Annotated in this window: 24 protein-coding genes; 9 read left to right on the top strand and 15 right to left on the bottom strand. The window is 73.5% G+C overall.

What is annotated here, in order from left to right; all coding sequences use genetic code 11:
- Positions 1–41: 41 nt before the first annotated feature.
- Positions 42–1319 carry a thymidine phosphorylase gene (locus AB0E83_RS10615; protein WP_362108749.1) on the top strand — a complete coding sequence of 426 codons (1278 nt, stop codon included), beginning with the start codon at positions 42–44 and terminating at the stop codon, positions 1317–1319.
- Between the two features lie 107 nt (positions 1320–1426).
- A complete protein-coding gene (locus AB0E83_RS10610; RefSeq protein WP_362108747.1) occupies positions 1427–2017 on the top strand; it encodes a Uma2 family endonuclease in 591 nt (196 codons plus the stop codon).
- On the opposite strand, the gene AB0E83_RS10605 is transcribed toward AB0E83_RS10610, so the two are convergent.
- Positions 2010–2666 carry an HAD family hydrolase gene (locus tag AB0E83_RS10605; RefSeq protein WP_362108745.1) on the bottom strand — a complete coding sequence of 219 codons (657 nt, stop codon included), beginning with the start codon at positions 2664–2666 and terminating at the stop codon, positions 2010–2012. The genes AB0E83_RS10610 and AB0E83_RS10605 overlap by 8 nt on opposite strands.
- 48 nt (positions 2667–2714) lie before the next feature.
- On the opposite strand from AB0E83_RS10605, the gene AB0E83_RS10600 reads away from it, so the two are divergent.
- Positions 2715–2987: an STAS domain-containing protein gene (locus AB0E83_RS10600; protein WP_362108743.1), complete on the top strand. Its 273-nt coding sequence runs from the start codon at positions 2715–2717 to the stop codon at positions 2985–2987.
- A gap of 4 nt (positions 2988–2991) precedes the next feature.
- Here AB0E83_RS10600 and AB0E83_RS10595 read toward each other — a convergent pair whose 3' ends face one another.
- The 3 genes from AB0E83_RS10595 to AB0E83_RS10585 all read right to left on the bottom strand — a co-directional run bounded on the left by AB0E83_RS10595 (position 2992) and on the right by AB0E83_RS10585 (position 6128).
- Positions 2992–3963 carry a sigma-70 family RNA polymerase sigma factor gene (locus AB0E83_RS10595; protein WP_362108741.1) on the bottom strand — a complete coding sequence of 324 codons (972 nt, stop codon included), beginning with the start codon at positions 3961–3963 and terminating at the stop codon, positions 2992–2994.
- Between the two features lie 81 nt (positions 3964–4044).
- Positions 4045–4752: a L,D-transpeptidase family protein gene (locus tag AB0E83_RS10590; protein ID WP_362108739.1), complete on the bottom strand. Its 708-nt coding sequence runs from the start codon at positions 4750–4752 to the stop codon at positions 4045–4047.
- Between the two features lie 101 nt (positions 4753–4853).
- Entirely contained in the window at positions 4854–6128 is a 1275-nt protein-coding gene (locus AB0E83_RS10585; RefSeq protein ID WP_362108737.1) for an MFS transporter, read from the bottom strand.
- Between the two features lie 62 nt (positions 6129–6190).
- Here AB0E83_RS10585 and AB0E83_RS10580 point away from each other — a divergent pair, with 62 nt between their 5' ends.
- Positions 6191–7180 (top strand): LysR family transcriptional regulator, encoded by a 990-nt coding sequence (locus AB0E83_RS10580; protein ID WP_362108735.1) that lies wholly within the window; start codon positions 6191–6193, stop codon positions 7178–7180.
- Here AB0E83_RS10580 and AB0E83_RS10575 read toward each other — a convergent pair.
- Positions 7166–7945, bottom strand: coding sequence for an alpha/beta hydrolase (locus AB0E83_RS10575; protein WP_362108733.1), 780 nt, complete (start codon positions 7943–7945; stop codon positions 7166–7168). The genes AB0E83_RS10580 and AB0E83_RS10575 overlap by 15 nt on opposite strands.
- A 530-nt stretch (positions 7946–8475) precedes the next feature.
- Here AB0E83_RS10575 and AB0E83_RS10570 point away from each other — a divergent pair.
- Both AB0E83_RS10570 and AB0E83_RS10565 read left to right on the top strand, forming a co-directional pair.
- The gene (locus AB0E83_RS10570) at positions 8476–9630 is read left to right on the top strand and encodes an adenosine deaminase (RefSeq protein ID WP_362108731.1); all 1155 of its coding nucleotides are present in this window, start codon (positions 8476–8478) and stop codon (positions 9628–9630) included.
- A gap of 202 nt (positions 9631–9832) precedes the next feature.
- Positions 9833–10210, top strand: a complete 378-nt coding sequence (locus AB0E83_RS10565; RefSeq protein ID WP_362108729.1) for a hypothetical protein — start codon at positions 9833–9835, stop codon at positions 10208–10210.
- An 83-nt stretch (positions 10211–10293) separates the two neighbouring features.
- On the opposite strand, the gene AB0E83_RS10560 is transcribed toward AB0E83_RS10565, so the two are convergent.
- The 5 genes from AB0E83_RS10560 to afsQ1 form a co-directional block, all read right to left on the bottom strand.
- Positions 10294–10497, bottom strand: a complete 204-nt coding sequence (locus AB0E83_RS10560) for a PspC domain-containing protein (protein WP_362108727.1) — start codon at positions 10495–10497, stop codon at positions 10294–10296.
- A gap of 88 nt (positions 10498–10585) precedes the next feature.
- Positions 10586–11140, bottom strand: a complete 555-nt coding sequence (locus tag AB0E83_RS10555) for a VanZ family protein (protein WP_362108725.1) — start codon at positions 11138–11140, stop codon at positions 10586–10588.
- A 39-nt stretch (positions 11141–11179) separates the two neighbouring features.
- Positions 11180–11782, bottom strand: coding sequence for a hypothetical protein (locus AB0E83_RS10550; protein ID WP_362108723.1), 603 nt, complete (start codon positions 11780–11782; stop codon positions 11180–11182).
- Positions 11779–13329 (bottom strand): HAMP domain-containing sensor histidine kinase, encoded by a 1551-nt coding sequence (locus AB0E83_RS10545; RefSeq protein WP_362108721.1) that lies wholly within the window; start codon positions 13327–13329, stop codon positions 11779–11781. The genes AB0E83_RS10550 and AB0E83_RS10545 overlap by 4 nt, the downstream gene beginning before the upstream one ends.
- Positions 13326–14003, bottom strand: coding sequence for a two-component system response regulator AfsQ1 (afsQ1, locus tag AB0E83_RS10540; RefSeq protein WP_030496876.1), 678 nt, complete (start codon positions 14001–14003; stop codon positions 13326–13328). The genes AB0E83_RS10545 and afsQ1 overlap by 4 nt, the downstream gene beginning before the upstream one ends.
- Before the next feature lie 171 nt (positions 14004–14174).
- Between afsQ1 and AB0E83_RS10535 the strand changes: the two genes are divergently transcribed.
- Positions 14175–14891 (top strand): SigE family RNA polymerase sigma factor, encoded by a 717-nt coding sequence (locus AB0E83_RS10535; RefSeq protein WP_362108719.1) that lies wholly within the window; start codon positions 14175–14177, stop codon positions 14889–14891.
- A 192-nt stretch (positions 14892–15083) separates the two neighbouring features.
- Here AB0E83_RS10535 and AB0E83_RS10530 read toward each other — a convergent pair whose 3' ends face one another.
- Positions 15084–15779: a hypothetical protein gene (locus AB0E83_RS10530; RefSeq protein ID WP_362108717.1), complete on the bottom strand. Its 696-nt coding sequence runs from the start codon at positions 15777–15779 to the stop codon at positions 15084–15086.
- A gap of 52 nt (positions 15780–15831) precedes the next feature.
- Between AB0E83_RS10530 and AB0E83_RS10525 the strand changes: the two genes are divergently transcribed.
- Positions 15832–16230: a hypothetical protein gene (locus tag AB0E83_RS10525; RefSeq protein WP_362108715.1), complete on the top strand. Its 399-nt coding sequence runs from the start codon at positions 15832–15834 to the stop codon at positions 16228–16230.
- A gap of 21 nt (positions 16231–16251) precedes the next feature.
- On the opposite strand, the gene AB0E83_RS10520 is transcribed toward AB0E83_RS10525, so the two are convergent.
- The 4 genes from AB0E83_RS10520 to deoC form a co-directional block, all read right to left on the bottom strand.
- Positions 16252–17754 carry a TerD family protein gene (locus AB0E83_RS10520; protein WP_362108713.1) on the bottom strand — a complete coding sequence of 501 codons (1503 nt, stop codon included), beginning with the start codon at positions 17752–17754 and terminating at the stop codon, positions 16252–16254.
- A 78-nt stretch (positions 17755–17832) separates the two neighbouring features.
- Positions 17833–18723, bottom strand: a complete 891-nt coding sequence (locus AB0E83_RS10515) for an aldehyde dehydrogenase family protein (protein ID WP_362108711.1) — start codon at positions 18721–18723, stop codon at positions 17833–17835.
- On the bottom strand, positions 18716–20152 hold the full coding sequence (locus tag AB0E83_RS10510) for an aldehyde dehydrogenase family protein (protein ID WP_362108709.1): 1437 nt from the start codon (positions 20150–20152) through the stop codon (positions 18716–18718). The genes AB0E83_RS10515 and AB0E83_RS10510 overlap by 8 nt, the downstream gene beginning before the upstream one ends.
- A 5-nt stretch (positions 20153–20157) precedes the next feature.
- Positions 20158–21117, bottom strand: coding sequence for a deoxyribose-phosphate aldolase (gene deoC, locus AB0E83_RS10505; protein WP_362108707.1), 960 nt, complete (start codon positions 21115–21117; stop codon positions 20158–20160).
- Between the two features lie 309 nt (positions 21118–21426).
- Here deoC and AB0E83_RS10500 point away from each other — a divergent pair.
- On the top strand, positions 21427–22745 hold a 1319-nt coding region (locus tag AB0E83_RS10500), incomplete at its 3' end, for a hypothetical protein (RefSeq protein WP_362108705.1).

Raw genomic sequence — 22745 nt, 5'->3', positions numbered from 1 at the left:
TCCGTTCCCCCCTCTATGCGCGTAGAAAGAGGCACCACGACATGGACGTCATCTCCGTCATCCGGACCAAGCGGGACAAGGGCGAGCTGAGCCCGGAGCAGATCGACTGGGTCATCGACGCCTACACCCGCGGCGAGGTCGCCGACGAGCAGATGTCGGCCCTGGCCATGGCGATCCTGCTCAACGGCATGAACCGCGACGAGATCGCCCGCTGGACGGCGGCGATGATCGCCAGCGGCGAGCGGATGAACTTCGACTCCCTCTCCCGCCCCACCGCCGACAAGCACTCCACCGGCGGCGTCGGCGACAAGATCACCCTCCCGCTCGCCCCGCTCGTCGCCGCCTGCGGCGCGGCCGTCCCGCAGCTCTCCGGGCGCGGCCTCGGCCACACCGGCGGCACCCTCGACAAGCTGGAGTCCATCCCCGGCTGGCGCGCGCTGCTCTCCAACGAGGAGATGCTCCACGTCCTCGACACGACCGGCGCGGTCATCTGCGCGGCCGGCGACGGCCTGGCCCCCGCCGACAAGAAGCTGTACGCGCTCCGCGACGTCACCGGCACCGTCGAGGCGATCCCGCTCATCGCCTCCTCGATCATGTCGAAGAAGATCGCCGAGGGCACCGGCTCCCTCGTCCTCGACGTCAAGGTCGGCACCGGCGCCTTCATGAAGACCATCGAGGACGCCCGCGAGCTGGCCTCCACCATGGTGGCGCTCGGCACCGACAGCGGCGTGAGGACGGTCGCGCTCCTCACCGACATGTCGACCCCGCTCGGCCTGACGGCCGGCAACGCCCTGGAGGTCCGCGAGTCCGTCGAGGTCCTCGCCGGCGGCGGCCCGCAGGACGTCGTCGACCTGACGGTCGCCCTCGCCGCCGAGATGCTGGCCGCGGCCGGCATCAAGGACGCCGACCCGGCGAAGGCCCTCAAGGACGGCTCCGCGATGGACGTCTGGCGCCGGATGATCGCGGCCCAGGGCGGCGACCCGGACGCGGCCCTCCCGGTCGCCCGCGAGCGGCACGTCGTGACGGCCCCGTCCTCCGGCGTCCTCACCCGCCTCGACGCGTACGACATCGGCATCGCCGCCTGGCGCCTCGGCGCCGGCCGCGCCCGCAAGGAGGACCCGGTGCAGGCCGGCGCCGGCGTCGAGCTGCACGCCAAGCCCGGTGACACGGTGACGGCGGGCCAGCCCCTCCTCACCCTCCACACGGACACCCCGGAGAAGTTCGACTACGCCCTCGCGTCCCTGGACGCCGCCTGGGACATCGCCCCCGAGGGCACCGCCTTCACCCCGACCCCGATCGTCCTGGACCGCATCGCGTAACGGCCCTGGCACGTGCCGCTGACACCTTCGGGCGAACGGGACCGGTGGACCCCCACCGGTCCCGTTCGGCATGCTGGGATCGGTGACGACCGATTGAGGAGCACACCATGAGCGCACTCGCTGCCGAGCCCCACGCCGACGCGGGCAACGGCTGGGAGGACCTGGTCCGTCGCTGGGAGTCGATGGACTGGCCCGAGGGCTGCAAGGTGGAGATCGTCGAGGGGATCATCACCGTGGCACCCACGCCATCCGCACGACACAACAGCATCGCCTACCGGGTTCTGCGGCGGCTCACCGCTGTCATCCCCGAGGACTGGGGCGTCTACCAGACGCAGTCCGTCTCGATTCCGAGCCGTATGAGCGCCTTCATCCCTGATCTCCTCGTGGCTCCGTTGGCCGAACTGGACGGACCCGGCCATCTCGTCCCAGCCACGGCGGCGGAACTGGTCGTCGAAGTCACCTCTCCGTCGAACGCGACCACCGACCGGATCACGAAGGCCGCTGTCTACGCGGAAGCCGGCGTACCGCTCTACCTCCTCGTCGACCGCCATGCCCCCGGCGGCCCCACCGTCACCCTCTACGGCGAGCCGAAGGACTCCGTCTACCGGGTCCTGAGCGCCGCCCCGTTCGGCGAGAAGATCCATCTCCCCGCCCCCTTCGACCTCGCCCTCGACACCGCCGAGTTCCCCGTCAGCTGACGCCCAGCAGCCCCCTCAGCTCGCGCATGTCCGCGAAGACCACCGTGCCGGGGCCCTCCAGGCGGTGGGCCGGGGTCAGGCCGCCCGTGTAGCCGTACGCGCGCATGCCGGCGGCGCGGGCCGCGCGGACGCCGTACGGGCTGTCCTCCACCACCGCGCACCGCTCCGGCGGGACGCCCATGGTGGCGGCGGCGTGCAGGAAGAGGTCCGGGGCGGGCTTGCCGCGGGCGACGTCGCGGGCACTGAAGATCCGGTCGTCGGCGAAGTGCTCCCGCAGGCCGGTGCGGGCCAGGTTGCGGCGGATCTCCTCGTGCCCGCCGTTCGAGGCCAGGCAGTACGGGACGCGCAGCGCCTCCAGCGCGTCCGCGACGCCCTCCACCGCCGTCAGCTCGGCGTCGAGGACCGCTTCGTAGCGCGGCCGGTACGGCTCCATCCAGCCCGGCTCCAGCGGCCGGCCCCGGCGCTCCTCGACCAGCGCGGTCCAGATCTCCATGGGGGAGCCCACCAGGTGCTCGACCAGTTCCGCCTCGGTGAACTCGGCGCCCAGCTCCGCGAAGACCTCCCGGTCCACCCGGCAGTAGAGCCGCTCGCTGTCCACCAGAACGCCGTCGCAGTCGAAGATCACCAGTTCGACAGGGTGAGAAGTCATGATCACGAGCTTCTCACGCGATGAGTTCCGGCCCCCGGGCCGGTCACCATGGACGTGGACACCAGTCAGCCCCTCGTCGTCACCCTGCCCGCCGCGCCGACCCGCGAGGAGGTCGCCCGGCTCTGCGCCGAGCTGGCCGCCGCCCCGCCGGGGGAGGTGCGGTGCGAGGTCGACCCGCGCGCGCAGGGGCTCGCCGCCGTCGACGCCCTGGCCCGGCTCGCCCTGGCGGCCCGCCGCGCGGGCCACCGGCTGACCTTCCGCGGAGCGGGGCCCGACCTCACGGCCCTGCTCCGCCTCACCGGCCTCGACGAGGTCCTGTGAAGGACTACGCCTCCAGCCGCTCCGGCAGGTCGAAGAGCGGGAACCAGCGCGGGGTGTCCAGGAAGAAGTCCATCCCGGCCACCTTGCCGTCCCGCACCTCCAGGACGATCAGGGCCCACGGGCTGTAACCGCCCTCCGGGTCCGGGTGGTAGTGCGCGAAGGCCGGCGAGCCGTTGGCCACCGTCGGGACCAGCTTCGAGCCGCGGCACACGTCGCCGACGCCCAGCATCCAGCCCACGATGTCGTCGTGGCCCCGCAGCCAGAGGTCGTACGGCGGCATGGTCATGGTCGCGTCCTCGTGGAGGAGCGCGGTCAGCGCCTTCATGTCGTAGCCCTCGAACGCGGCCACGTACCGCTCCAGGAGCGCCTGCTGCTCCTCGTCCAGCGGGTTCGCCGCGTCCGACTCGGCCGGGGCCTGCTCGGCGATGGTCGCCCGGGCCCGCTGGAGCGCGCTGTTCACCGAGGCGACCGAGGTGTCGAGCAGCTCGGCGACCTCGCTCGCCTTCCACGCGAGCACCTCGCGCAGGATCAGCACCGCCCGCTGCTTGGGCGCCAGGTGCTGGAGCGCGGCGACGAAGGCGAGCCGCACGGTCTCCCGGTGCAGCGCCGCCTCCGCCGGGTCGCCGGCGGTCGGCAGCACGCGCCCGTCCGGGATCGGCTCCAGCCAGGTGATCTCCGGCTGCTTGACGAGCTGCGCCTGCGCGACGGGCGTCGGCCCGGAGAGGTCCATGGGCCGGGCCCGCTTGTTCCCCGCGTTCAGCGCGTCGAGGCAGACGTTGGTCGCGATCCGGTAGAGCCAGGACCGCAGGGACGAGCGCCCCTCGAAGGAGTCCATGGCCTTCCAGGCCCGCACCATCGTGTCCTGCACCGCGTCCTCCGCCTCGAAGGAGGAACCGAGCATCCGGTAGCAGTAACCGGTCAGCTCGCGCCGGTACTTGTCGAGTTCATCGGTCGTCACCACGGCGGTCTCGCCCATCGCGTCCCCACTCACCCCTCACCGGCGCCGGCGTTCGGCACCGGTGAGAGCGAAGCTACCGCAGCGCACCGACAGCCGGGGTCAGGTTCCCGGCTTCCGGCCGTAGACGTAGACGTCGTCGCCGTTGCGCAGCAGGTTCCAGTACGCCTTGGCGTCGGCCGACCGCATGTTGACGCAGCCGCCCGAACCGGGCGGGTTCCACATGGACTTGGTGGTCGAGTGGAAGGCCTGCCCGCCGTCGAAGAACTGCGAGTACGGCATCGACACGTGGTAGATCGTCGACCAGTGGTTGATGTTCCGCCAGTAGATCTTCTTCAGGCCGGTACGGGTCTCGGTGCCGTCCTTGCCGGTGCGCACCGGCACCGGGCCGTACTTGAGGCGCGAGCCGTCCTGGATCCAGCTGAGCTGGCGGGTGAGGTCCACGCACGCGATCCGGCCCTTGTTGGTCGGGCACTTGCCGGCCTTGTTCGGGTTGGTCCCGGCCGCCTTCTGCTGGATCATCGTGTTCATCGTGCGCCAGGTCAGCGGGCCCGCGTAGCCCATGGCCGGCGTGATGCCGTGCTTGCGCTGGAAGGCCTGGATCGCCTGGCAGTCGCCGAGCGACTGGCGCCCGTCGGCGGTGCGGCCGAGGAACTTCTCGACCTGCTTCTGGTAGGGCCCCGTCGTCACGTTGCACGACGCGGCCTGGGCCGGCGAGGCGCCCAGCGCGAGGGCCGCCGGCACGAGCAGCGAGGTGAGGCCGGCGGCTATGCCGGCTCTCTTCCCCGCCCGGTGCGCGAATCCGTTCATGATCGTCAACTCCCCCTTGAGTCCTGAAATGTGGGACGTCCGGGGGAGCGGCACGGTTGCACGGCCCCGCGGGTCGTGACCGTACGGTCATCCGGGCGTGCTCAGGCCGTTGCCGGACGGATCCGCCGCGCCTCGACGCGCGCGCTGTGCGACCCGTACAGGGTGATCGAGACGACGCCGGCCACCGCCACCAGGCCGATCCCGACCGTCCCGGCCCAGCCGCCCGCGTGGAAGGCGACCGCGCCGAGCGTGCCGCCCGCGCTGGAGCCCAGGTAGTAGGCGGACTGGTAGAGCGCCGAGGCCTGCGCGCGGCCCGTCCTCGCGGTCCGGCTCACCGAGGAGGACGCCACCGCGTGCCCCGCGAAGAAACCGGCCGTGATGAGGACCAGGCCCGCCAGGACCGCCGCCAGGGAGTCGGAGAGCGAGAGCAGCAGGCCCGCCGCGGTCGTGGAGACCGCCAGGTACAGCGCCCCGCGCCGGCCCAGCCGGCCGACCAGCTTCCCGGCCGCCGCCGAGGAGACCGTACCGACCAGGTAGACGAGGAAGACCGAGCCGACCACGCCCTGCGGCAGCGAGAACGGGGCCTCGGCGAGCCGGTAGCCGATCACCGTGTAGACGGCGCCGAAGACCGTCATGAACAGCGCGCCGATCCCGTACAGGCGCATCAGCAGCGGGTCCGCCAGGTGCCCCTTCACCGTGGCGGCGAGCGCCTTCGGGTTCAGGGTGCCCGGGGTGAAGTGGCGGGCCTTCGGCAGCAGCGCCCGGAAGGCGAGCGCGCACAGCAGCGCGGTCAGGCCCACCGCGGCGAGCCCCGCCCGCCAGCCCCACAGCTGGGCGATCCAGCCGGTGACGAGGCGGCCGCTCATGCCGCCGATCGAGTTGCCCGCGACGAAGAGGCCGATGGCGCCGATCAGCGCCCGGGGCCGCACCTCCTCGGCCAGGTACGCCATCGCCGAGGCCGGCAGTCCGGCCAGGGCCGCGCCCTGCACCGCCCGCAGCGCGATCAGCACCTCCAGGCTGGGCGCGAAGGGCACCAGGAGCGCCACGCCGACCGCGACCGCGAGGGAGGCCGTCATCATCGTGCGCCGGCCGAACCGCTCCGACAGGGCGCTGAGCGGCAGCACGCACAGGGCGAGCGCGCCGGTCGCGGCGGAGACGGTCCAGGAGGCGGCCGAGGCGGTGGCGCCGAACTCGGCGGAGATCGCAGGGAGGAGGGCCTGGGTGGAGTAGAGGAGGGCGAAGGCGGCCAGGCCGGCGGCGAAGAGCGCGAGGCTCATCCGGCGGTGGCCGGGGGCGCCCGGCGCGAGGCGGGTGTCGGCTGCGGTGTCGGCGGACGCGGGGGTGGTGGCGCCCGCCTCGGTACTGGCGGAAGGCATGCCCCGAACGTAGGCCGGTCCGCTTCATGCGTCCAATGCACGGAACTGCTGTAATCGTTCCCATGGCGCATGAGTACAGGTCGCAGCCGCGGCTGTCACCGAACAGTAACGAAGAAGACATGGGACCGGTGCTCGCGCCGCGGCTCGCGTACTTCGCCGCGGTCGCCCGGCACGAGCACGTGACCCGGGCGGCGGCCGAGATGGGCGTGCCGCAGTCGACGCTGTCGCGGGCGATGGTCCGGCTGGAGGCGGACCTCGGCGTCGCCCTCTTCGCCCGGCGCGGCCGGACCGTCGCGCTCACCCCGGCGGGCCGCCGCTTCCTGACCGCCGCCGAGCGGGCCCTCGCCGAGGTCGAGCGGGCCGCCGACACCGTACGGGCCGACGCCGATCCCACCGCCGGGCGGGTCGCCTTCGGCTTCCTGCACACCATGGGCTCCGAGACCGTGCCCGCGCTGATCCGCGCCTTCCGGGTGGACCACCCGAAGGTCCGCTTCACCCTCGTCCAGAACTACGGCGAGGCGATGATCGAACGGCTCCGGGCCGGCGAGCTCGACCTCTGCCTGACCTCGCCGGTGCCGGACGCCCCCGACCTGGTGGGCCGCCGGCTCGACGAGCAGCGGCTGCGGCTCGTCGTCCCCGACGACCACCGGCTCGCCGGCCGCCGCCGCATCCGGCTCGCCGAGGCCGCCGAGGAGACCTTCGTGACCCTCGAACCGGGGTACGGGCTCCGCCGCATCACCGACGACCTGTGCGCCGAGGCCGGCTTCGCGCCCCGGGTCGCCTTCGAGGGCGAGGAGGCCGAGACCCTGCGCGGCCTGGTCGCGGCCGGGCTCGGGGTGGCGCTCCTGCCGCCGCCCGCCGTGGCCCGCCCCGGAGTGGTCGAACTGACCGTCACCGCGCCGCGCGCGGTCCGCGAGATCGGCGTGGCCTGGCTGGACGGCCACCCGGACACGCCCCCGGTGGCCGCCTTCAAGAAGTTCCTCCTGAGCCGCCGGGGCCACCTCCTCCCGAAGGGGTCCCAGCCGCCGCCGGAGGAGTCAGCGCCGGCGTGAGCCGGTGCCGAAGCCGGCCGCGAGCGGCATCCGGAGTCCGATCGGCGGCGGGGCCGCCATGGCGTCCGTGAGCGGCCGGGCGACGGGGCGGGCGAAGAGCGCGCCGAGGACGAAGTCGGCGGCCAGCGCCCGCACCTCGTCGGCGTACTGGCGCAGCCCGTGCCCGTCCGTGTGCACCTCGAAGCGGCAGGTCTCGCGGTTCGCCTTCTTGGCGCGGGCCGCGAAGCGGAAGGAGAGCTCGGGGTCGGTGCGGGCGTCGTTGGTGCCGTGCACGAGGAGCACCCGCCGCCCCACCAGGTGCCGCACGGGCTCGGGCTCGGCGGCCACGTCGTCCTCGGGCAGCCAGGGCGCGAGCGCCAGCACCGCGGCGACCGCCGGGTGCCCGCCGGCCCGCAGCGCCGCCCGGCCGCCCATCCCGTGGCCGATCAGGCAGACCGGGACGTCGCCGTAGCGCCGCACCGCCTCGGCGACCGCCCAGGAGGCGTCCGCCGCGAGCTCCGCGTCGGCGCCGTTCCAGCCCCGCCCGCGGTAGCGGACCACCTGGGCGACCAGCCCCTCCGACCGTCCCGCGCGGGCGAGTTCGCGTCCCAGCGGCAGCACGGCCGTGTGCGCCCGGACCGAGGCCCGGCGGTCCGACACCGGCTCGCCGTCGGGGAGGAGCAGCACCACGCCCCCCACCGCCGTCGCCGACCGCGAAACCCCGACAGGCCGACCGAGCCGGGGTCTCCGGCCGTCGGCAGTCCCCACGAGTGCGTACTGCGCCATGGCAGAACAGTCTCAGAAGCCGAGGTGTACGGCAGTCGTACGCGCGGTCTCTGTTACGTATCGTCCGGAGAGCGAACGCCCGTCCCCTCTACCCGCGTTCGAAGCAGTGGACGGTCCCGATCGGGACGAAGCCGCGCCGCTCGTGCCGGCGGCGCGGCGCAGGCGTCGGCGGTCGTCCCGTCGGGCACGTGCGCCGCCCGGTGCGGGAGGTGCGCCAGGAGTTCGTCCGCGCGTCCGGGCAGGGCCTCGGGGCCGGTGGGCCCGCCGACCGGGAGGTGGTTGTCGCCGCGCGACAGCGCGTAGGCGTCGTCGAGGGCCGCGAAGCCGCCGGGGAGGTCGACGGTCCGTGCCGCCCGCCGGCGGGTGAAGGCGGACACGAAGGCGTGGAGGCGGGGCGGTTCGGCGGCGTGCGCGGCGGGGCTCGTGGCGCGAGCCCAGGCGGGCCGCGCCCACCCCCGCACCGGAAAAGCCCGCCGCGGACCCGGCGCCGACAGGGCGCGTTCTACGCGCGTAGGGGCTAGAGTGCGGCAATGACGAGCCAGACATCCCACGTCCCCACCGCGGACCAGATCCGCCGTGCCCCGAAGGTGCTGCTCCACGACCACCTCGACGGCGGACTGCGCCCCGGCACGATCATCGAACTCGCCCGGGAGCAGGGCTACGCGAAGCTGCCCGAGACCGAGGCCGACAAGCTCGGCGTCTGGTTCCGCGAGGCCGCCGACTCCGGCTCCCTGGAGCGCTACCTGGAGACCTTCGCGCACACCTGCGCCGTCATGCAGACCCGCGAGGCGCTCTTCCGGGTCGCCGCCGAGTGCGCCGTCGACCTCGCCGAGGACGGCGTCGTCTACGCCGAGGTGCGGTACGCCCCCGAGCAGCACCTGGAGGCCGGGCTGACCCTGGAGGAGGTCGTCGAGGCGGTCAACGAGGGCTTCCGGGAGGGCGAGCGGCGGGCGCGGGCGAACGGCCACCGGATCCGGGTCGGCGCCCTGCTCACCGCCATGCGGCACGCGGCCCGCGCCCTGGAGATCGCCGAGTTGGCCAACCGGTACCGGGACGAGGGCGTGGTCGGCTTCGACATCGCAGGAGCCGAGGCCGGCTACCCGCCCACCCGCCACCTCGACGCCTTCGAGTACCTCAAGCGGGAGAACAACCACTTCACCATCCACGCCGGCGAGGCCTTCGGCCTGCCCTCCATCTGGCAGGCCCTCCAGTGGTGCGGCGCCGACCGCCTCGGCCACGGGGTCCGGATCATCGACGACATCGAGGTGGCCGGGGACGGCTCGGTGCGGCTCGGCCGGCTCGCCGCGTACGTCCGCGACAAGCGGATCCCGCTGGAGATGTGCCCCACCTCCAACCTCCAGACCGGCGCCGCCGCCTCGTACGCGGAGCACCCCATCGGGCTGCTCCGAAAGCTCCACTTCCGGGCCACGGTGAACACGGACAACCGGCTGATGAGCGGTACCAGCATGAGCCGGGAATTCGAGCTCCTGGTCGACGCCTTCGACTACACGCTCGACGATCTCCAGTGGTTCACGGTCAATGCGATGAAATCAGCGTTCATTCCTTTCGATGAACGACTCGCCATGATCAATGACGTGATCAAGCCCGGATATGCCGAACTGAAGTCCGAGTGGCTTTTCCGGCAGACCGCCACGACCAGCGCGTATTCCGGTCAGGAGGGCTGAGAAGAGGCCGACGGAGGGCCGCGGGGCCGCCGGGGGAGTGCGACACCCGGCGGCTTTCCGGTGATTGCGGAGCCGGAGCGGGGCGGTTAGTTTGCGGAGCTGCTCTGCCTGTCCGGATTCCCCTGTTCCGGATTTCTTCGCGTGGGATTTCTTCGCGTGATGGCCCGAAGCTCAGCCCCCAAGCCCCAAGGAAGATTTTCAGATGAAGCAGTCTGCTGCCAAGAAGCTCGGTGTCGCCGCCCTCGGCGCCGCATTCGCCGCTGCCGCCGCCGGCACGGCCTCCGCGGCCCCGCTCCCGGCACCGCTCGACGGCGCCGACGCGCTGGGCTCCGTGACCCAGCTCGCCCCCCTGGGCGACGGCCTCACCGAGCTCCCCGACGGTGCGGGCGAGGCCCTCGGCGCCGGCCAGGGCGCCCTCGGCCAGGGCCTCGACCAGGGCGTGAAGACCCTTCCCGCGGCGGCCGGCCAGGCCACCCAGAACCTGCCGACCGACGCCGCCACCGGCGCCCTCGGCGCCACCCCGCTCGGCGGCCTCCTCGGCGGCCTGCCGCTGGGCGCCGGCGGTCTGCCGATCGGCTGACCCGCACCCCCACGCCGAAGGGGCGCGCACCCGGAAGAACCCGGGTCCGCGCCCCTTCGGCACGCGGTCCGTACGCCGGCCCGCTACCAGGCCGCGGCCTTGGTCCGCGACTCGCTCGGCAGCAGCAGCCACAGCGCCAGGTAGACCAGGAACTGCGGGCCGGGGATCAGGCACAGGCCCAGGGTGATCACGCGCATCGTCGTGGCGGAGGTGCCGAAGCGCCGGGCGAGCGCCGCGCACACCCCGCCGATCATCCGGCCTTCGCGGGGGCGGACAAGTGCGGCCATGGTGGGCTCCTTCGTCGATTCCGGGAACCGCTCCCTCGGGCTCCCGATGACTCCATGGTGCCGCCCGGCCCCACCCTGCGACGTCGGTCTACCGGGCGATCGGAACCCTGGGAATCCTCGGGGTACGACCCTGACCCGCCTCGTTCCCGATCACGACCCGGCCCCGGCCCTGCCGGGACGCCCGCCGGCGCCGCAGCCGCGCCCGCGCGGCCGGCACCACCAGCAGGTGCGCCAGCGCCACCCCGAGCGTGTTCAGGAACACCGAGTCCACGTCCACGACCTGCCCCGGCACCGCCGTCTGCAACAGCTCCAGGGCCAGCGACACCAGCGCCCCCGCCGCCGTCGTCCGGGCCAGCGACCCCCACCCCGACACGTCGAGGCGCCCCTCGCACATCGGCAGCAGCACCCCGAGCGGGGCGAGCAGCAGCAGCCCTCCGGCGATCTGCCGGGCCGCCTCGGCGGGCCCGAGCGCCAGCTCGGCCCGCAGCCCGGCCAGCGGCACGGTGTTCGGCGCGGTCACCCAGGCGACGTCGCGTGGCAGCAGGCCGAACCAGGCGACGAGCAGCAGATGCGCGACCAGGAGCACGAACCCGGTCACGCGGACGACCACGGCGGCGTTCCCGCCCGAACCTTGACGCTGCACGCCCCCCAAGACGCGGACCGCGCCGGGAACGGTTCCGGTTCAGCCCTCCGGCGTCGCCGCGGCGGACGGCACCGGGGCCGTCGGCGGGGCCGACTCCGGCCGCTCCCGCAGCTCCGTCGTGCAGCGGTACCGCTTCGGCGGGTACGCCCCCGGGCCCGCGAGCAGCACCGTGTGCCCGCCCGCCCCCGCCGAGCTCTCCGCGAAGGTGCACACCAGCTGCGACAGCGCCGCCGGGGCCAGGTCCTCCGGCTGCCGGCTCAGCCGCAGCGTGCCCGCCGGATCGCCGGCCCGGCCGCCCGCCACCTTCAGCGGAGCCCGTACCGCCGTGGTGAAACCGGCCTGCCGCTCCGCTTCCGAAGGCTCCGCCAGGAGCTGCGCGAGCAGCGCCGACGCCGTCCGCACCGGATCACCGCTCGCCTTGTCCTCCGGCTGCGGCGACCTGCGGTCCACCGGCTCCAGCTGCGAGCCGCACACCAGGAAGGCCCGCACCGGCACCCCCTGCGCCGGGGACGGCGCCTCCGGCACGTTGCACGGCACCCGCGACGGGGCCGCGCCCGCGTCCACCGGCACCGACGTCGTCCTGATCCCGCAGCCGGCGGTCAGCAAGGCGAGCGCCGCCACCGCCACCGTACGCAGCCTCACGCGTCCTCCCCCTCGCCCTGCGGGGACCGGGTGCCCGGCTCGCCGGCGACCGCCGACGCGTCCCGGGGCAGCCGCAGCACGAACACCGCGCCGTCCACCGCGCCGTCCTCGCCCGCCGAGTTCGCGGCGGAGATCGTCCCGCCGTGGATCAGCGCGTTCTCCATGGCGATCGACAGGCCGAGCCCGGAGCCGTCCGAGCGCGGCCGCTGCGCGCTCGCCTTGTAGAAGCGGTCGAAGACGTGCGGCAGCACCTCCTCGGGGATGCCGGGCCCGTGGTCCCGGACGGCGATGACCAGGTCCTCGCCGTCCGGCCCCTCCTCGGTGCGGACCGAGACCCGCACCGGCGACCCGCCGTGCTTCAGCGCGTTCCCGATCAGGTTCGCCAGGATCACGTCGAGGCGGCGCGGGTCGAGCCGGCACACGATGCCGCGCTCCGCGTCCAGCTCCACCGCGTCCAGCCAGGCCCGCGCGTCGACGCACGCGGTGATCTGGTCGGCGATGTCCACGTCGTCCAGGACCAGCCGGGCGGTGCCCGCGTCGAAGCGGGTCACCTCCATCAGGTTCTCCACCAGGTCGTTCAGCCGCCGGGTCTCGGAGACCACCAGGGCCACCGCCGGGGCGATCATCGGGTCCAGGGAGTCCTGCTCGTCCTCCAGCACCTCCGTCACCGCCGTCAGCGCCGTCAGCGGGGTCCGCAGCTCGTGCGACATGTCGGCCACGAAGCGCCGGGAGGACTCCTCCCGGGCGCTCATGTCCGCCACCTTCTTCTGCAGGTTCTCCGCCGCGCTGTTGAACGTCCGCGACAGGTCGGACAGTTCGTCCGCGCCGGAGACCCGCAGCCGGGTGTCGAGCTTGCCCTCGCCGAGCTGCCGGGCCGCCTCGCCGAGCCGCCGCACCGGCCGCAGCACCGTCGAGGCCGCCACCTGCGCGAGCAGCACCGAGCCGATCACCGCGAGCCCGGTCGCGATCCCCAGCGACCACCCCAGCGAGTTGAGGTCCGCCTTCTCCGCCGCCAGCGACTTGAACATGTAGCCGGCCGGCCCGCCGCCGTCGATCCGCGTCCCGCCGACCAGGTACGGCGTCCCGCCCCGCTCGGTCCGCTGCCAGAACAGGTGGTACGGGTACGGGTTCGCGTCCGTCACCGGGCGCCGGGTGTCCACCGCCTCCCGCAGCGCCGTCGGCACGTCGGTCAGGGTGAACACGTCCGGGTCCGAGGCGCCCACGATCGGCTTGCCCGCGGCCCGCTCCCCGAGCAGCAGCACCTGGTAGCCGGCACCGCCCGCCGTCATCTCCTCGGAGGCGCGCCGCAGGTCCTCCTGGGTCGGCCGCAGCGGCAGCGTCGCCACCCGGTTCTGCATCTCCTGCCGGAAGTCGTTCAGCGCGCTGTCCTGGGTCCGCTTGAGCACCGCCTCGCGGTTCAGCCAGTACGCGATCCCCGACGCCGACACCGCCGCCGTCAGCGCCACCAGCGCGAACACCACGACGAGCCGCAGCCGCAGACTGGACAGGCGCAGCCGGCCGAACACCCCCTTGTTCCCCTCGGTCACGCAGGGACGTCCAGTCGGTAACCGACGCCCCGCACCGTGCGGATCAGGGTCGGCGAGGACGGCACGTCCTCCACCTTCGCCCGCAGCCGCTGCACGCACGCGTCCACCAGGCGCGAGTCGCCCAGGTAGTCGTGCTCCCACACGAGCCGCAGCAACTGCTGCCGGGACAGCGCCTGTCCGGGCCGCCGGCTCAGTTCGAGCAGCAGCCGCAGCTCGGTCGGGGTCAGCTGGAGGTCCTGCCCGTTCTTCGTCACCGTCATCGCGGCCCGGTCGATCACCAGCGAGCCGAAGGTCGCCGAGTCCGTCGACTCCCGCTCGCCGCGCCGCAGCACGGCCCGGATCCGGGCGTCGAGCACCCGGCCCTGCACCGGCTTCACCACGTAGTCGTCGGCGCCCGACTCCAGGCCCACCACCACGTCGATGTCGTCGCTGCGCGCGGTCAGCAGGATGATCGGGAGCTGGTCGGTGCGGCGGATCCGCCGGCACACCTCGAAGCCGTCGATGCCGGGCAGCATCACGTCGAGCACGACCAGGTCCGGCCGCTGCTCCTTCAGCAACTGCAGGCCGTCCTCGCCCGACGCGGCGGTGGCCACCCGGTGGCCCTGCCGGGACAGGGAGAGTTCGAGGGCCGTGCGGATGGCGTCGTCGTCCTCGATCAGCAACAGAAAAGGCACGGACGTCATTCTGGCTCATGAGCCGTCGGAGATCGACCGCCCGGAGGCGCGCTTCCGTCGCCGCCCCTGTGACACGCCTGTGACAGTCGGCGGACAGCGCCATGATGTGCGCCGGGCAAGCTTCTTGGCACACGGACCGAAACACTCACTCCGAACGACGGGGGGCGCGAGATGAACACACTGCACGGCACCAGTTCCAGCGCAGTTGTCACGCGTCTCCACGACGTGCGGGGCACGGAGAAGTCCGGGGGTGTGAACGGACGGGGGTGCGTTCGTACCGTCGGACGTCAGCGCAAGGCGCCGTACATGGTCGCCGTCGCTGACGGGGGAGCGGCGTACGGGGAGGCCACGGGGGAGCGTTCCTGCTCGGAGGCCGAGTTCACGGCCTACGTCCAGGAGCGCCGGGCCTCCCTGTACGCCACCGCCTACCACCTGACCGGTGACCGTTTCGAGGCCGAGGACCTGCTCCAGAGCGCGCTGTTCTCCACGTACCGCGCCTGGGACCGGATCAGCGACAAGGCCGCCGTCGGCGGTTACCTGCGCCGCACGATGACCAACCTGCACATCAGCGCCTGGCGCCGGCGCAAGGTCAACGAGTACCCGACCGAGGAGCTGCCGGAGACGGTCGGCGAGACGGACGCGATGCGCGGCACCGAGCTGCGCGCGGTGCTGTGGCAGGCCCTGGCCCGCCTGCCCGAGCTCCAGCGGACCATGCTGGTGCTGCGCTACTACGAGGGCCGGACCGATCCGGAGATCGCGGAGATCCTGGACATCAGCGTCGGCACGGTGAAGTCGAGCATCTGGCGCTCGCTGCGGCGACTGCGCGAGGACGAGGTGCTGAGCTTCGGCCGTGACGAGGAGGAGTCCTTCGGCGAGCTCGTCGCCTGAGGGCAGGGGGAAACCCCGGGGGGACACGGGGGAACACCACGGGGGGAGGCCTCAGGGGGGATCTGGGGCCCACGGGGGAAAAAGCGAAGCGGGTCGTACGAGTCCGGGGGGTCTCGTAGGGCCCGCTTCGTGCTTTCCGTGCTGCCGGGGTGCCGTGTTGCCGGGGTGCCGTGGCTCCAGGTCTCCGCGCGGTCAGCGGTTCGCCGGGGCGCGGTGGCGGCCGGCCGCCGCGGCGGCCAGCCGGCCGAGGGCCTCCGGCTTGGCGCAGGGGTGGGCGCCCAGGGCGGTCTGGCGGGCGACGATGGCGCGCTCGGCGCGCATCAGGCGCCAGCCGCGGCGCAGCAGGAACGGGACCGACTTGCGGCCCTCCTTGAGGTCGCGCAGGAGCCGGCGGCGGAAGGTCGTGGACGGGCGGCCGCGCAGGCAGAGCGCGTCGGCCAGCACGCCGAGCTCCCGGCAGCGGTCCACGATCTCGGCGGCGAAGATGCCCTCGGCGATGAAGAGCGGGGTCCGCTCGATGTCGAGGCACTCGCTGCCGGTGCGCGAGCTGGTGGCGATGGAGTAGACCGGGACCTCGGTCCGGCCCGTGCGGCACAGCTCGACGATCGCGGCGACGGCGGCGTCCGCGTCCCAGGAACGCGGGGAGTCCCAGTCGACGTCCGTGGAGCCGTCGACGAGCGGGAGCGACGGGTCGTCGTGCTCCTTGTAGAAGTCGTCGAGGCGCAGGACCGGGAGGCCGGCGACGGCGGCGAGGGACGACTTGCCGGAGCCGGAGGGGCCCGCGAGCAGGACGACCCGGGTCGGGATCGGTTGGGAACTCACGGGACACCAGTGTGAGGCATTCCCCCGTCCAGGGGACCACCGAGGAGGGCCGTTGGTATCGAGCATCACACCTCCACTACTGTCGGTGGCCGCCCGCTCACCCCTCGGAAGGATCCTCATGGCGCGTCACGCAGAGCCGAAGGCCCCCCGCCGCGGCCTCCTCCTCAAGGCCGGTCTCGGCGTCACCGCGGCCGGTGCCGCCGTCCTCGGCGCGGGCGCCTCCGCCCAGGCCGTGGCGCCGGTGCCGCTGCCGGTGGACTCGCTGACCCGCACCGACGCCGGCGCGGCCGGCGCGGGCGCGCTGACCGGCGTCGCCCACGGGGTGGGCCCGCTGACCCGGCTCCAGCTCGACCCGCTCGCCAACACCGGCGTCGACCCGCTCGCCAACGGCCTCGGCACCCAGGTCGCCGACTTCAAGCCGGTCGGCACGAACCTGGTCACCGACCACGTCACGCAGGGCGGGGCCGTGGCCGACCTGCCGGTCGCGGGCCCGCTGACGCAGAGGCTGCTGCCGTAGCGGGCCGGGCGCGGGCGGGGGTCAGCGCCCGAGCCGCCGGAGCCAGCCCCGCGCCCCGCCCGGCTCCGGCGGGCGCACCGGGGCGCCGTCGGTCCGTCCGCTGTGCGGCCGCAGGTCCTTCAGGCGCGCGCGCCACGGGCCGTCCGCCCGCCCCAGATGGACGACGACCGGGCCCTCGGGCAGCGGCAGGGTCTCCCGGCGCCGGCCGATCTCGTTGAGGCGCGGCCATATGTTCCGCGGGAGCCTGGTGGGGTCGTCGTGCCCCGCCAGGTGGTAGGTGTCCACGATGAAGTTGGACCTGCCGCGGTAGTGGAAGGCGACGTCGGCCGTCCCTCCCGTGTGCAGCAGGACGTCCGGGCCCCAGGACTCCAGGGGCTCCTCGGTGAGGCGCCGGGCGGACGCCAGCGGCAGGACCCGGACCTGCCAGGGCCCGTCCGCCCGGAGCTTCAGCCGCAGCCGCCCGTCGGCGGGGACGACGACGAGCAGACGGCCCCGGAAGTTCTCCTCCGTGCTGTTGACGAGGAGGTCCTTCTCCTTGTTCTTCCCGGTGAGGGTCCACACGCCGGTGTACCCCTGGGTCTCCAGGGCGAGCTCGACCACGACCGGGCCGGGCGGAAGGCCCTCCACGTCGATGACGTCGTTCCCCGGGCCGGTGAGCACGCGCGGCTCGAAGACGCTGCCGAACGTCCAGTCCGACGGGTGCGCTTCCGTACCGGCGAACGCGGGCGGGGCCTCCACCGCGGCGAGCGGGACGGGGCCCGTCCCGCCCGCGCCGGGGGTGGCGGACGGGACGGGGCCTGTCTCGCTCACGCCGGGGGTGGCGGGCGGGGTGGTGTCCGTCTTGCTCACGCCGGGGGTGGCGGGCGGGGTGGTGTCCGTCTTGCTCACGCCGGGGGTGGCGGGTGGGGCGGTGTCCGTCTTGCTCACGGCGAGGGCGGTGGGCGGGGCGGCGTTCGGCTTCCGCGTGTGGGGGGCCGTCGGTGCGGGGGCCTCCGGCTTCCGCGCCTCGTGGACCGCCCGCGCGGGGGCCTCCGCCGGCGCCGCGCCGTGGTTCGCCGCCAGGCCCGCGAGGCCGTCCGCGTACCCCTGGCCCACCGCGCGGAACTTCCAGCCGCCCGCCCGGCGGTACAGCTCGGCGAGGACCATCGCCGTCTCGTCGCCGGCGTCCGTCACCTCGTACCCGACGACCGTCGTGCCGTCCGGTCCGAGGACCCGCACCGACAGGTCGCGCACGTCCCGCAGCGCGCCCTCCTCCGTGGAGGCGACCACGAGGACGCGGGCGACCTCCTCCTCGACGTCCGCGAGGTCGGCGTCCACCCCCACCGCGCGGTCCCCGTCGGCGGCGAGCCGCACCGCGCCCGACGGGTGGACCGGCGCGCCGTGGAACACGACGTCCGCGTCCCCGCGGACCCTGCCCTCCTCCGTCAGCAGCAGCGCCGCGACGTCGACGCGGTCCCCGACGGCGACGCGCAGCGCCGCCGTCGGGACGAAGGTGTTGGCACCCTTGATCAATCCCCTGAGCATGACCGGATCCTCCGGCCGATCGCGGACAGGCGCAAGGCCCCCGGGTGCGGACACCCGGGGGCCTCGCGGAGGGCGGAGCTAGTACGAGGAGCCGGAGGCGCCCAGCGAACCCGTGGGGTGCCAGACGGTCTTCGTCTCCAGGAAGGCGGTCATGCGGTCCGTGCCGGGGGACTCGGCGAAGTCCTCGGTACGGGGGCGCAGGACGCGCTTCAGGTTCTCCGCGGCCGCGATCTCCAGGTCGCGGGCCAGGTCGGCGTCCGCGCCCGTCAGGTCGATCGCGTTGACGTCGAGGTGGGCCGCGAGGTGCGGGCCCATCTCGACGGCCTTGCCGGAGAGGATGTTGACCACGCCGCCGGGGAGGTCGGAGGTGGCCAGGACCTCGCCCAGGGAGAGGGCGGGGAGCGGGGCCTTCTCGGAGGCGATGACGACGGCCGTGTTGCCCGTCGCGATGACCGGGGCGATCACCGAGACCAGGCCCAGGAAGGACGACTCCTGGGGGGCGACGACGGCGACGACGCCGGTCGGCTCCGGGGTGGAGAGGTTGAAGAAGGGGCCGGCGACCGGGTTGGCGCCGCCGACGACCTGGGCGATCTTGTCGGTCCAGCCCGCGTACCAGACCCAGCGGTCGATCGCGGCGTCCACCTGGGCCGCCGCCTTCGACTTCGACAGGCCCTCGGCGTCCGCGACCTCGCGGACGAACTGGTCCCGGCGGCCCTCCAGCATCTCGGCGACGCGGTAGAGGATCTGGCCGCGCAGGTAGGCGGTGGCGCCCGCCCAGCCGCCCTGCGCCTTGCGGGCGGCGACGACCGCGTCACGGGCGTCCTTGCGGGAGGAGAGGGGCGCGTTCGCCAGCCAGTTGCCCTTGGAGTCGGTCACCTCGTACACCCGGCCGCTCTCGGAGCGGGGGAACTTGCCCCCGACGTACAGCTTGTAGGTCTTGAAGACGGAGAGTCGGGTCTGCTCAGACATCGAGGTAGGCCTCCAGACCGTGGCGGCCGCCCTCGCGGCCGAAGCCCGACTCCTTGTAGCCGCCGAAGGGCGAGGTCGGGTCGAACTTGTTGAACGTGTTGGCCCAGACGACGCCGGCGCGGAGCTTGTTCGCGACCGCGAGGATGCGGGAGCCCTTCTCCGTCCAGATGCCGGCGGAGAGGCCGTACTGGCTGTTGTTGGCCTTGGCGACGGCCTCGTCCGGGGTGCGGAAGGTGAGGACCGACAGGACCGGGCCGAAGACCTCGTCGCGGGCGATGGTGTGCGCCTGGGTGACGTTCGTGAAGAGCGTCGGGGCGAACCAGTAGCCGGACGTGGGGAGTTCGCACGCGGGCGACCAGCGCTCGGCGCCCTCCGCCTCGCCCTGCTCCACCAGCGAGGTGATGCGGGTCAGCTGCTCCTCGGAGTTGATGGCGCCGATGTCGGTGTTCTTGTCGAGCGGGTCGCCGAGGCGGAGCGTCGACAGGCGGCGCTTGAGGGAGTCGAGCAGCTCGTCCTGGATCGACTCCTGGACCAGCAGGCGGGAGCCCGCGCAGCAGACCTGGCCCTGGTTGAAGAAGATGCCGTTGACGATGCCCTCGACGGCCTGGTCGATCGGCGCGTCGTCGAAGACGATGTTGGCGCCCTTGCCGCCCAGCTCCAGGGTGAGCTTCTTGCCGGTGCCGGCGACCGTGCGGGCGATCTGCTTGCCGACGGCGGTCGAGCCGGTGAAGGCGACCTTGTTCACGTCCGGGTGCGCGACCAGGGCGGCGCCGGTGTCGCCGTACCCGGGGAGGATGTTGACGACGCCCTTGGGCAGACCGGCCTGGCGGCAGATGTCCGCGAAGAACAGGGCGGAGAGCGGGGTCGTCTCGGCGGGCTTCAGGACGACCGTGTTGCCGGTCGCGAGCGCCGGGGCGATCTTCCACGCCAGCATCAGCAGCGGGAAGTTCCACGGGATGACCTGGCCGGCCACGCCCAGCGGCCTCGGCGCGGGGCCGAAGCCGGCGTGGTCGAGCTTGTCGGCCCAGCCCGCGTAGTAGAAGAAGTGCGCGGCGACCAGGGGGAGGTCCGCGTCGCGGGTCTCCTTGATCGGCTTGCCGTTGTCCAGGGTCTCCAGGACGGCCAGCTCGCGGCTGCGCTCCTGGATGATCCGGGCGATCCGGAAGAGGTACTTGGCGCGCTCGGAGCCGGGCAGCGCGGACCACTTCTCGAAGGCGCGGCGGGCGGCCTTCACCGCGCGGTCCACGTCCGCCTCGCCCGCCTGGGCGATCTCGGAGAGGACCTCCTCGGTGGAGGGGGAGACGGTCTTGAAGACCTTGCCGTCGGCCGCGTCGGTGAACTCGCCGTCGATGAACAGGCCGTAGCTCGGGGCGATGTCGACGACCGCGCGCGACTCGGGCGCGGGGGCGTACTCGAAGGGGGAGGTCATGTCGATCAGTCCACCGTCACGTAATCGGGGCCGGAGTAGTGGCCGGTCGCCATCTTCTGGCGCTGCATCAGCAGGTCGTTGAGCAGGCTGGAGGCGCCGAAGCGGAACCAGTGGTTGTCCAGCCAGTCCGTGCCGACCGTCTCGTTGACCAGCACCAGGAACTTGATCGCTTCCTTGGTGTTGCGGATGCCGCCGGCCGGCTTCACGCCGACCTGCACACCGGTCTGCGCGCGGAAGTCGCGCACCGCCTCCAGCATGAGCAGGGTGTTCGCCGGGGTGGCGTTGACCGCGACCTTGCCGGTCGAGGTCTTGATGAAGTCGGCGCCGGCCATCATGCCGAGCCAGGAGGCGCGGCGGATGTTGTCGTACGTCGACAGCTCGCCGGTCTCGAAGATCACCTTGAGGCGGGCGCGGTCGCCGCACTCGGCCTTGATCGCGGCGATCTGGTCGTGGACCTCCAGGTAGCGGCCGGCGAGGAAGGCGCCGCGGTCGATGACCATGTCGATCTCGTCCGCGCCGGCGGCGATCGCGTCGGTGGTGTCGGCCAGCTTCACGGGGAGGGCCGCGCGGCCCGCCGGGAAGGCGGTGGCGACCGAGGCGACCTTGACGCCCGAGCCCGCGAGGGCGGCCTTGGCGGTGGCCACCATGTCGGGGTAGACGCAGACGGCGGCGGTCGTCGGGGTCGTGCGGTCGGTCGGGTCGGGGTGGACGGCCTTGGCGGCGAGGGCCCGGACCTTGCCCGGGGTGTCCGCGCCTTCGAGCGTCGTCAGGTCGATCATGGAGATGGCCAGGTCGATGGCGTACGCCTTGGCCGTGGTCTTGATCGAGCGGGTGCCGAGGGACGCGGCGCGCGCCTCCAGGCCCACGGCGTCGACGCCGGGCAGCCCGTGGAGGAAGCGGCGCAGCGTGCTCTCGGACGCGGTCACGTCGGCGAAAGCTGCTGCTGCGGATGCAGTGGTGGGCATGGTCACCAGTCGAGCATATCTACGCGCGTAGCGACCTGTACAGGGGAGCCCCCGCGGGGAGGCCGAGGTCGGGGGCGCGCGACGGCGTGGCGCCCCGGCGGGGACGGGGCCGGGAAGGGGCGGCGGGGAAAGGTCCGTCGGGGCGGTGACGGCTGTCACACGTCCGTGACACGGAGCGGACGGCTCCCCCATACGGGATCTTTAGATTCTTATCAGCAGCCAGCGAGAACTCACCGGCCCTCCCCGATCGAGATGTCAGCGGCATGCGGCTCTTCCTCTTCCGCCACCGAATCTTTCTCGGGAGTCGTTATGCGCACCGCCCTTCGCACCGCCCTCGCCACCGCCCTGGTCGCCGGCGTCGCCGCCACCCCGGTCCTCGCGGCCGGCAGCGCCTTCGCCGCCGGTACGGCCCCGGCGCCGAAGGCCACCGCGACCGCCCCGGCCGCTCCGATCGCTCCGGCTGCTCCGAAGGCCGCTCCGGCCGCTCCGACCGCTCCGAAGGCCGCCCCGGCCGCGCAGACCGCCCCGGCGGCCACCCCCGCGCCGAAGGCCACCGCGGCCGCCGCGCCGGCGGGCACCCTGCTCCGCACCGTCCAGCTGGCCGGCGGCCTGTCGGCCAAGGTGTACGCCCGGGGCGACCAGCACCCGTACGTCACCGCCACCGTCCTGAAGGGCGGCACGGTCCTGGGCGAGCTGAAGGCCGGCGCCGGATACCCCCAGAAGGAGACCAAGGTCTTCGCCGGACACGCGGTGACCCTGGACTTCGAGGGCCGGGTCACCGCCGTCCCCGCCGCCACCACGACGGGCACGCTGGTCCGCACCCAGACCCTCATCGGCGGCACCGTCGCCAAGATCTACAAGGTCAAGGCCGGGAACCACCGCGCCGAGCTGTTCCGCGACGGCCGCCCGGTCGGCGTCCTCAAGGCGTACGAGATCTCCGTCGCCGGCCAGGACAACGGCGAGTTCTTCGTCCTCAACCCCGACGGCACCACCCACAACTGGGTGGGCAACCACCGCCCCGGCGCCACCCCCGGCATCTACCGGCTCGCCGACGGCACCGTCCTGGAGCTGGCCCGGAAGGACGGCCGCTACGGCCTCCAGCTCATCGAGAACGACAAGGGCCGCGGCTTCACCTACCTCGACGGCGACCGCGCGGTCTGGACGTACGGCAGGGCCGTCGTCGTCCTGGAGCGCGACGGGGGCTTCGCCGCCTACATCCCCGGCTCCGCGAAGCAGGCCGCCCCGCAGCCGTACGGCATGGGCGGCGGCGGCCAGGGCGAGCCCACCCCGGTCGACACCGACCCCGACGCCCTCGGCGCGTGCACCGTCACCCGCTTCGTGGACATCGGCGCGGGCACCGGCGCCAAGCTGATCATGAGCCCGAAGGGCCCGAAGGCCAAGCTGATCACCGCCGGCGACAACAAGGTCATCGGGGTCCTCGACCGCGCCCGCCCGTCGCTCCCGAAGGACGCCGGCATCGTCGCCCGGATCGTCGACGCCCACACCGCCACCCCGTCCCTGTACGCCAAGACCCAGGGCGGCACGAAGGGCTCCACCCACGCCTTCCCGAAGCTCCCCCGGAGCTGCGCGCTGAACGCCGTCGCCGACGCGCGCGGCGACGGCGCCGC

It is taken from the genome of Streptomyces sp. NPDC035033 (genome assembly GCF_040636735.1).
Taxonomy (GTDB): Bacteria; Actinomycetota; Actinomycetes; order Streptomycetales; family Streptomycetaceae; genus Streptomyces.
This window is presented reverse-complemented; position numbering and strand designations above follow the sequence as displayed.

What these genes read in the sequence shown, in the direction of transcription:
- AB0E83_RS10615 (WP_362108749.1), top strand. Translation starts at nt 42, where the DNA reads ATGGACGTCATCTCCGTCATCCGGACCAAGCGGGACAAGGGCGAGCTG.
- AB0E83_RS10610 (WP_362108747.1), top strand. Translation starts at nt 1,427, where the DNA reads ATGAGCGCACTCGCTGCCGAGCCCCACGCCGACGCGGGCAACGGCTGG.
- AB0E83_RS10605 (WP_362108745.1), bottom strand. Translation starts at nt 2,666, where the DNA reads ATGACTTCTCACCCTGTCGAACTGGTGATCTTCGACTGCGACGGCGTT.
- AB0E83_RS10600 (WP_362108743.1), top strand. Translation starts at nt 2,715, where the DNA reads ATGGACGTGGACACCAGTCAGCCCCTCGTCGTCACCCTGCCCGCCGCG.
- AB0E83_RS10595 (WP_362108741.1), bottom strand. Translation starts at nt 3,963, where the DNA reads ATGGGCGAGACCGCCGTGGTGACGACCGATGAACTCGACAAGTACCGG.
- AB0E83_RS10590 (WP_362108739.1), bottom strand. Translation starts at nt 4,752, where the DNA reads ATGAACGGATTCGCGCACCGGGCGGGGAAGAGAGCCGGCATAGCCGCC.
- AB0E83_RS10585 (WP_362108737.1), bottom strand. Translation starts at nt 6,128, where the DNA reads ATGCCTTCCGCCAGTACCGAGGCGGGCGCCACCACCCCCGCGTCCGCC.
- AB0E83_RS10580 (WP_362108735.1), top strand. Translation starts at nt 6,191, where the DNA reads ATGGCGCATGAGTACAGGTCGCAGCCGCGGCTGTCACCGAACAGTAAC.
- AB0E83_RS10575 (WP_362108733.1), bottom strand. Translation starts at nt 7,945, where the DNA reads ATGGCGCAGTACGCACTCGTGGGGACTGCCGACGGCCGGAGACCCCGG.
- AB0E83_RS10570 (WP_362108731.1), top strand. Translation starts at nt 8,476, where the DNA reads ATGACGAGCCAGACATCCCACGTCCCCACCGCGGACCAGATCCGCCGT.
- AB0E83_RS10565 (WP_362108729.1), top strand. Translation starts at nt 9,833, where the DNA reads ATGAAGCAGTCTGCTGCCAAGAAGCTCGGTGTCGCCGCCCTCGGCGCC.
- AB0E83_RS10560 (WP_362108727.1), bottom strand. Translation starts at nt 10,497, where the DNA reads ATGGCCGCACTTGTCCGCCCCCGCGAAGGCCGGATGATCGGCGGGGTG.
- AB0E83_RS10535 (WP_362108719.1), top strand. Translation starts at nt 14,175, where the DNA reads ATGAACACACTGCACGGCACCAGTTCCAGCGCAGTTGTCACGCGTCTC.
- AB0E83_RS10530 (WP_362108717.1), bottom strand. Translation starts at nt 15,779, where the DNA reads ATGCTCGATACCAACGGCCCTCCTCGGTGGTCCCCTGGACGGGGGAAT.
- AB0E83_RS10525 (WP_362108715.1), top strand. Translation starts at nt 15,832, where the DNA reads ATGGCGCGTCACGCAGAGCCGAAGGCCCCCCGCCGCGGCCTCCTCCTC.
- AB0E83_RS10520 (WP_362108713.1), bottom strand. Translation starts at nt 17,754, where the DNA reads ATGCTCAGGGGATTGATCAAGGGTGCCAACACCTTCGTCCCGACGGCG.
- AB0E83_RS10515 (WP_362108711.1), bottom strand. Translation starts at nt 18,723, where the DNA reads ATGTCTGAGCAGACCCGACTCTCCGTCTTCAAGACCTACAAGCTGTAC.
- AB0E83_RS10510 (WP_362108709.1), bottom strand. Translation starts at nt 20,152, where the DNA reads ATGACCTCCCCCTTCGAGTACGCCCCCGCGCCCGAGTCGCGCGCGGTC.
- deoC (WP_362108707.1), bottom strand. Translation starts at nt 21,117, where the DNA reads ATGCCCACCACTGCATCCGCAGCAGCAGCTTTCGCCGACGTGACCGCG.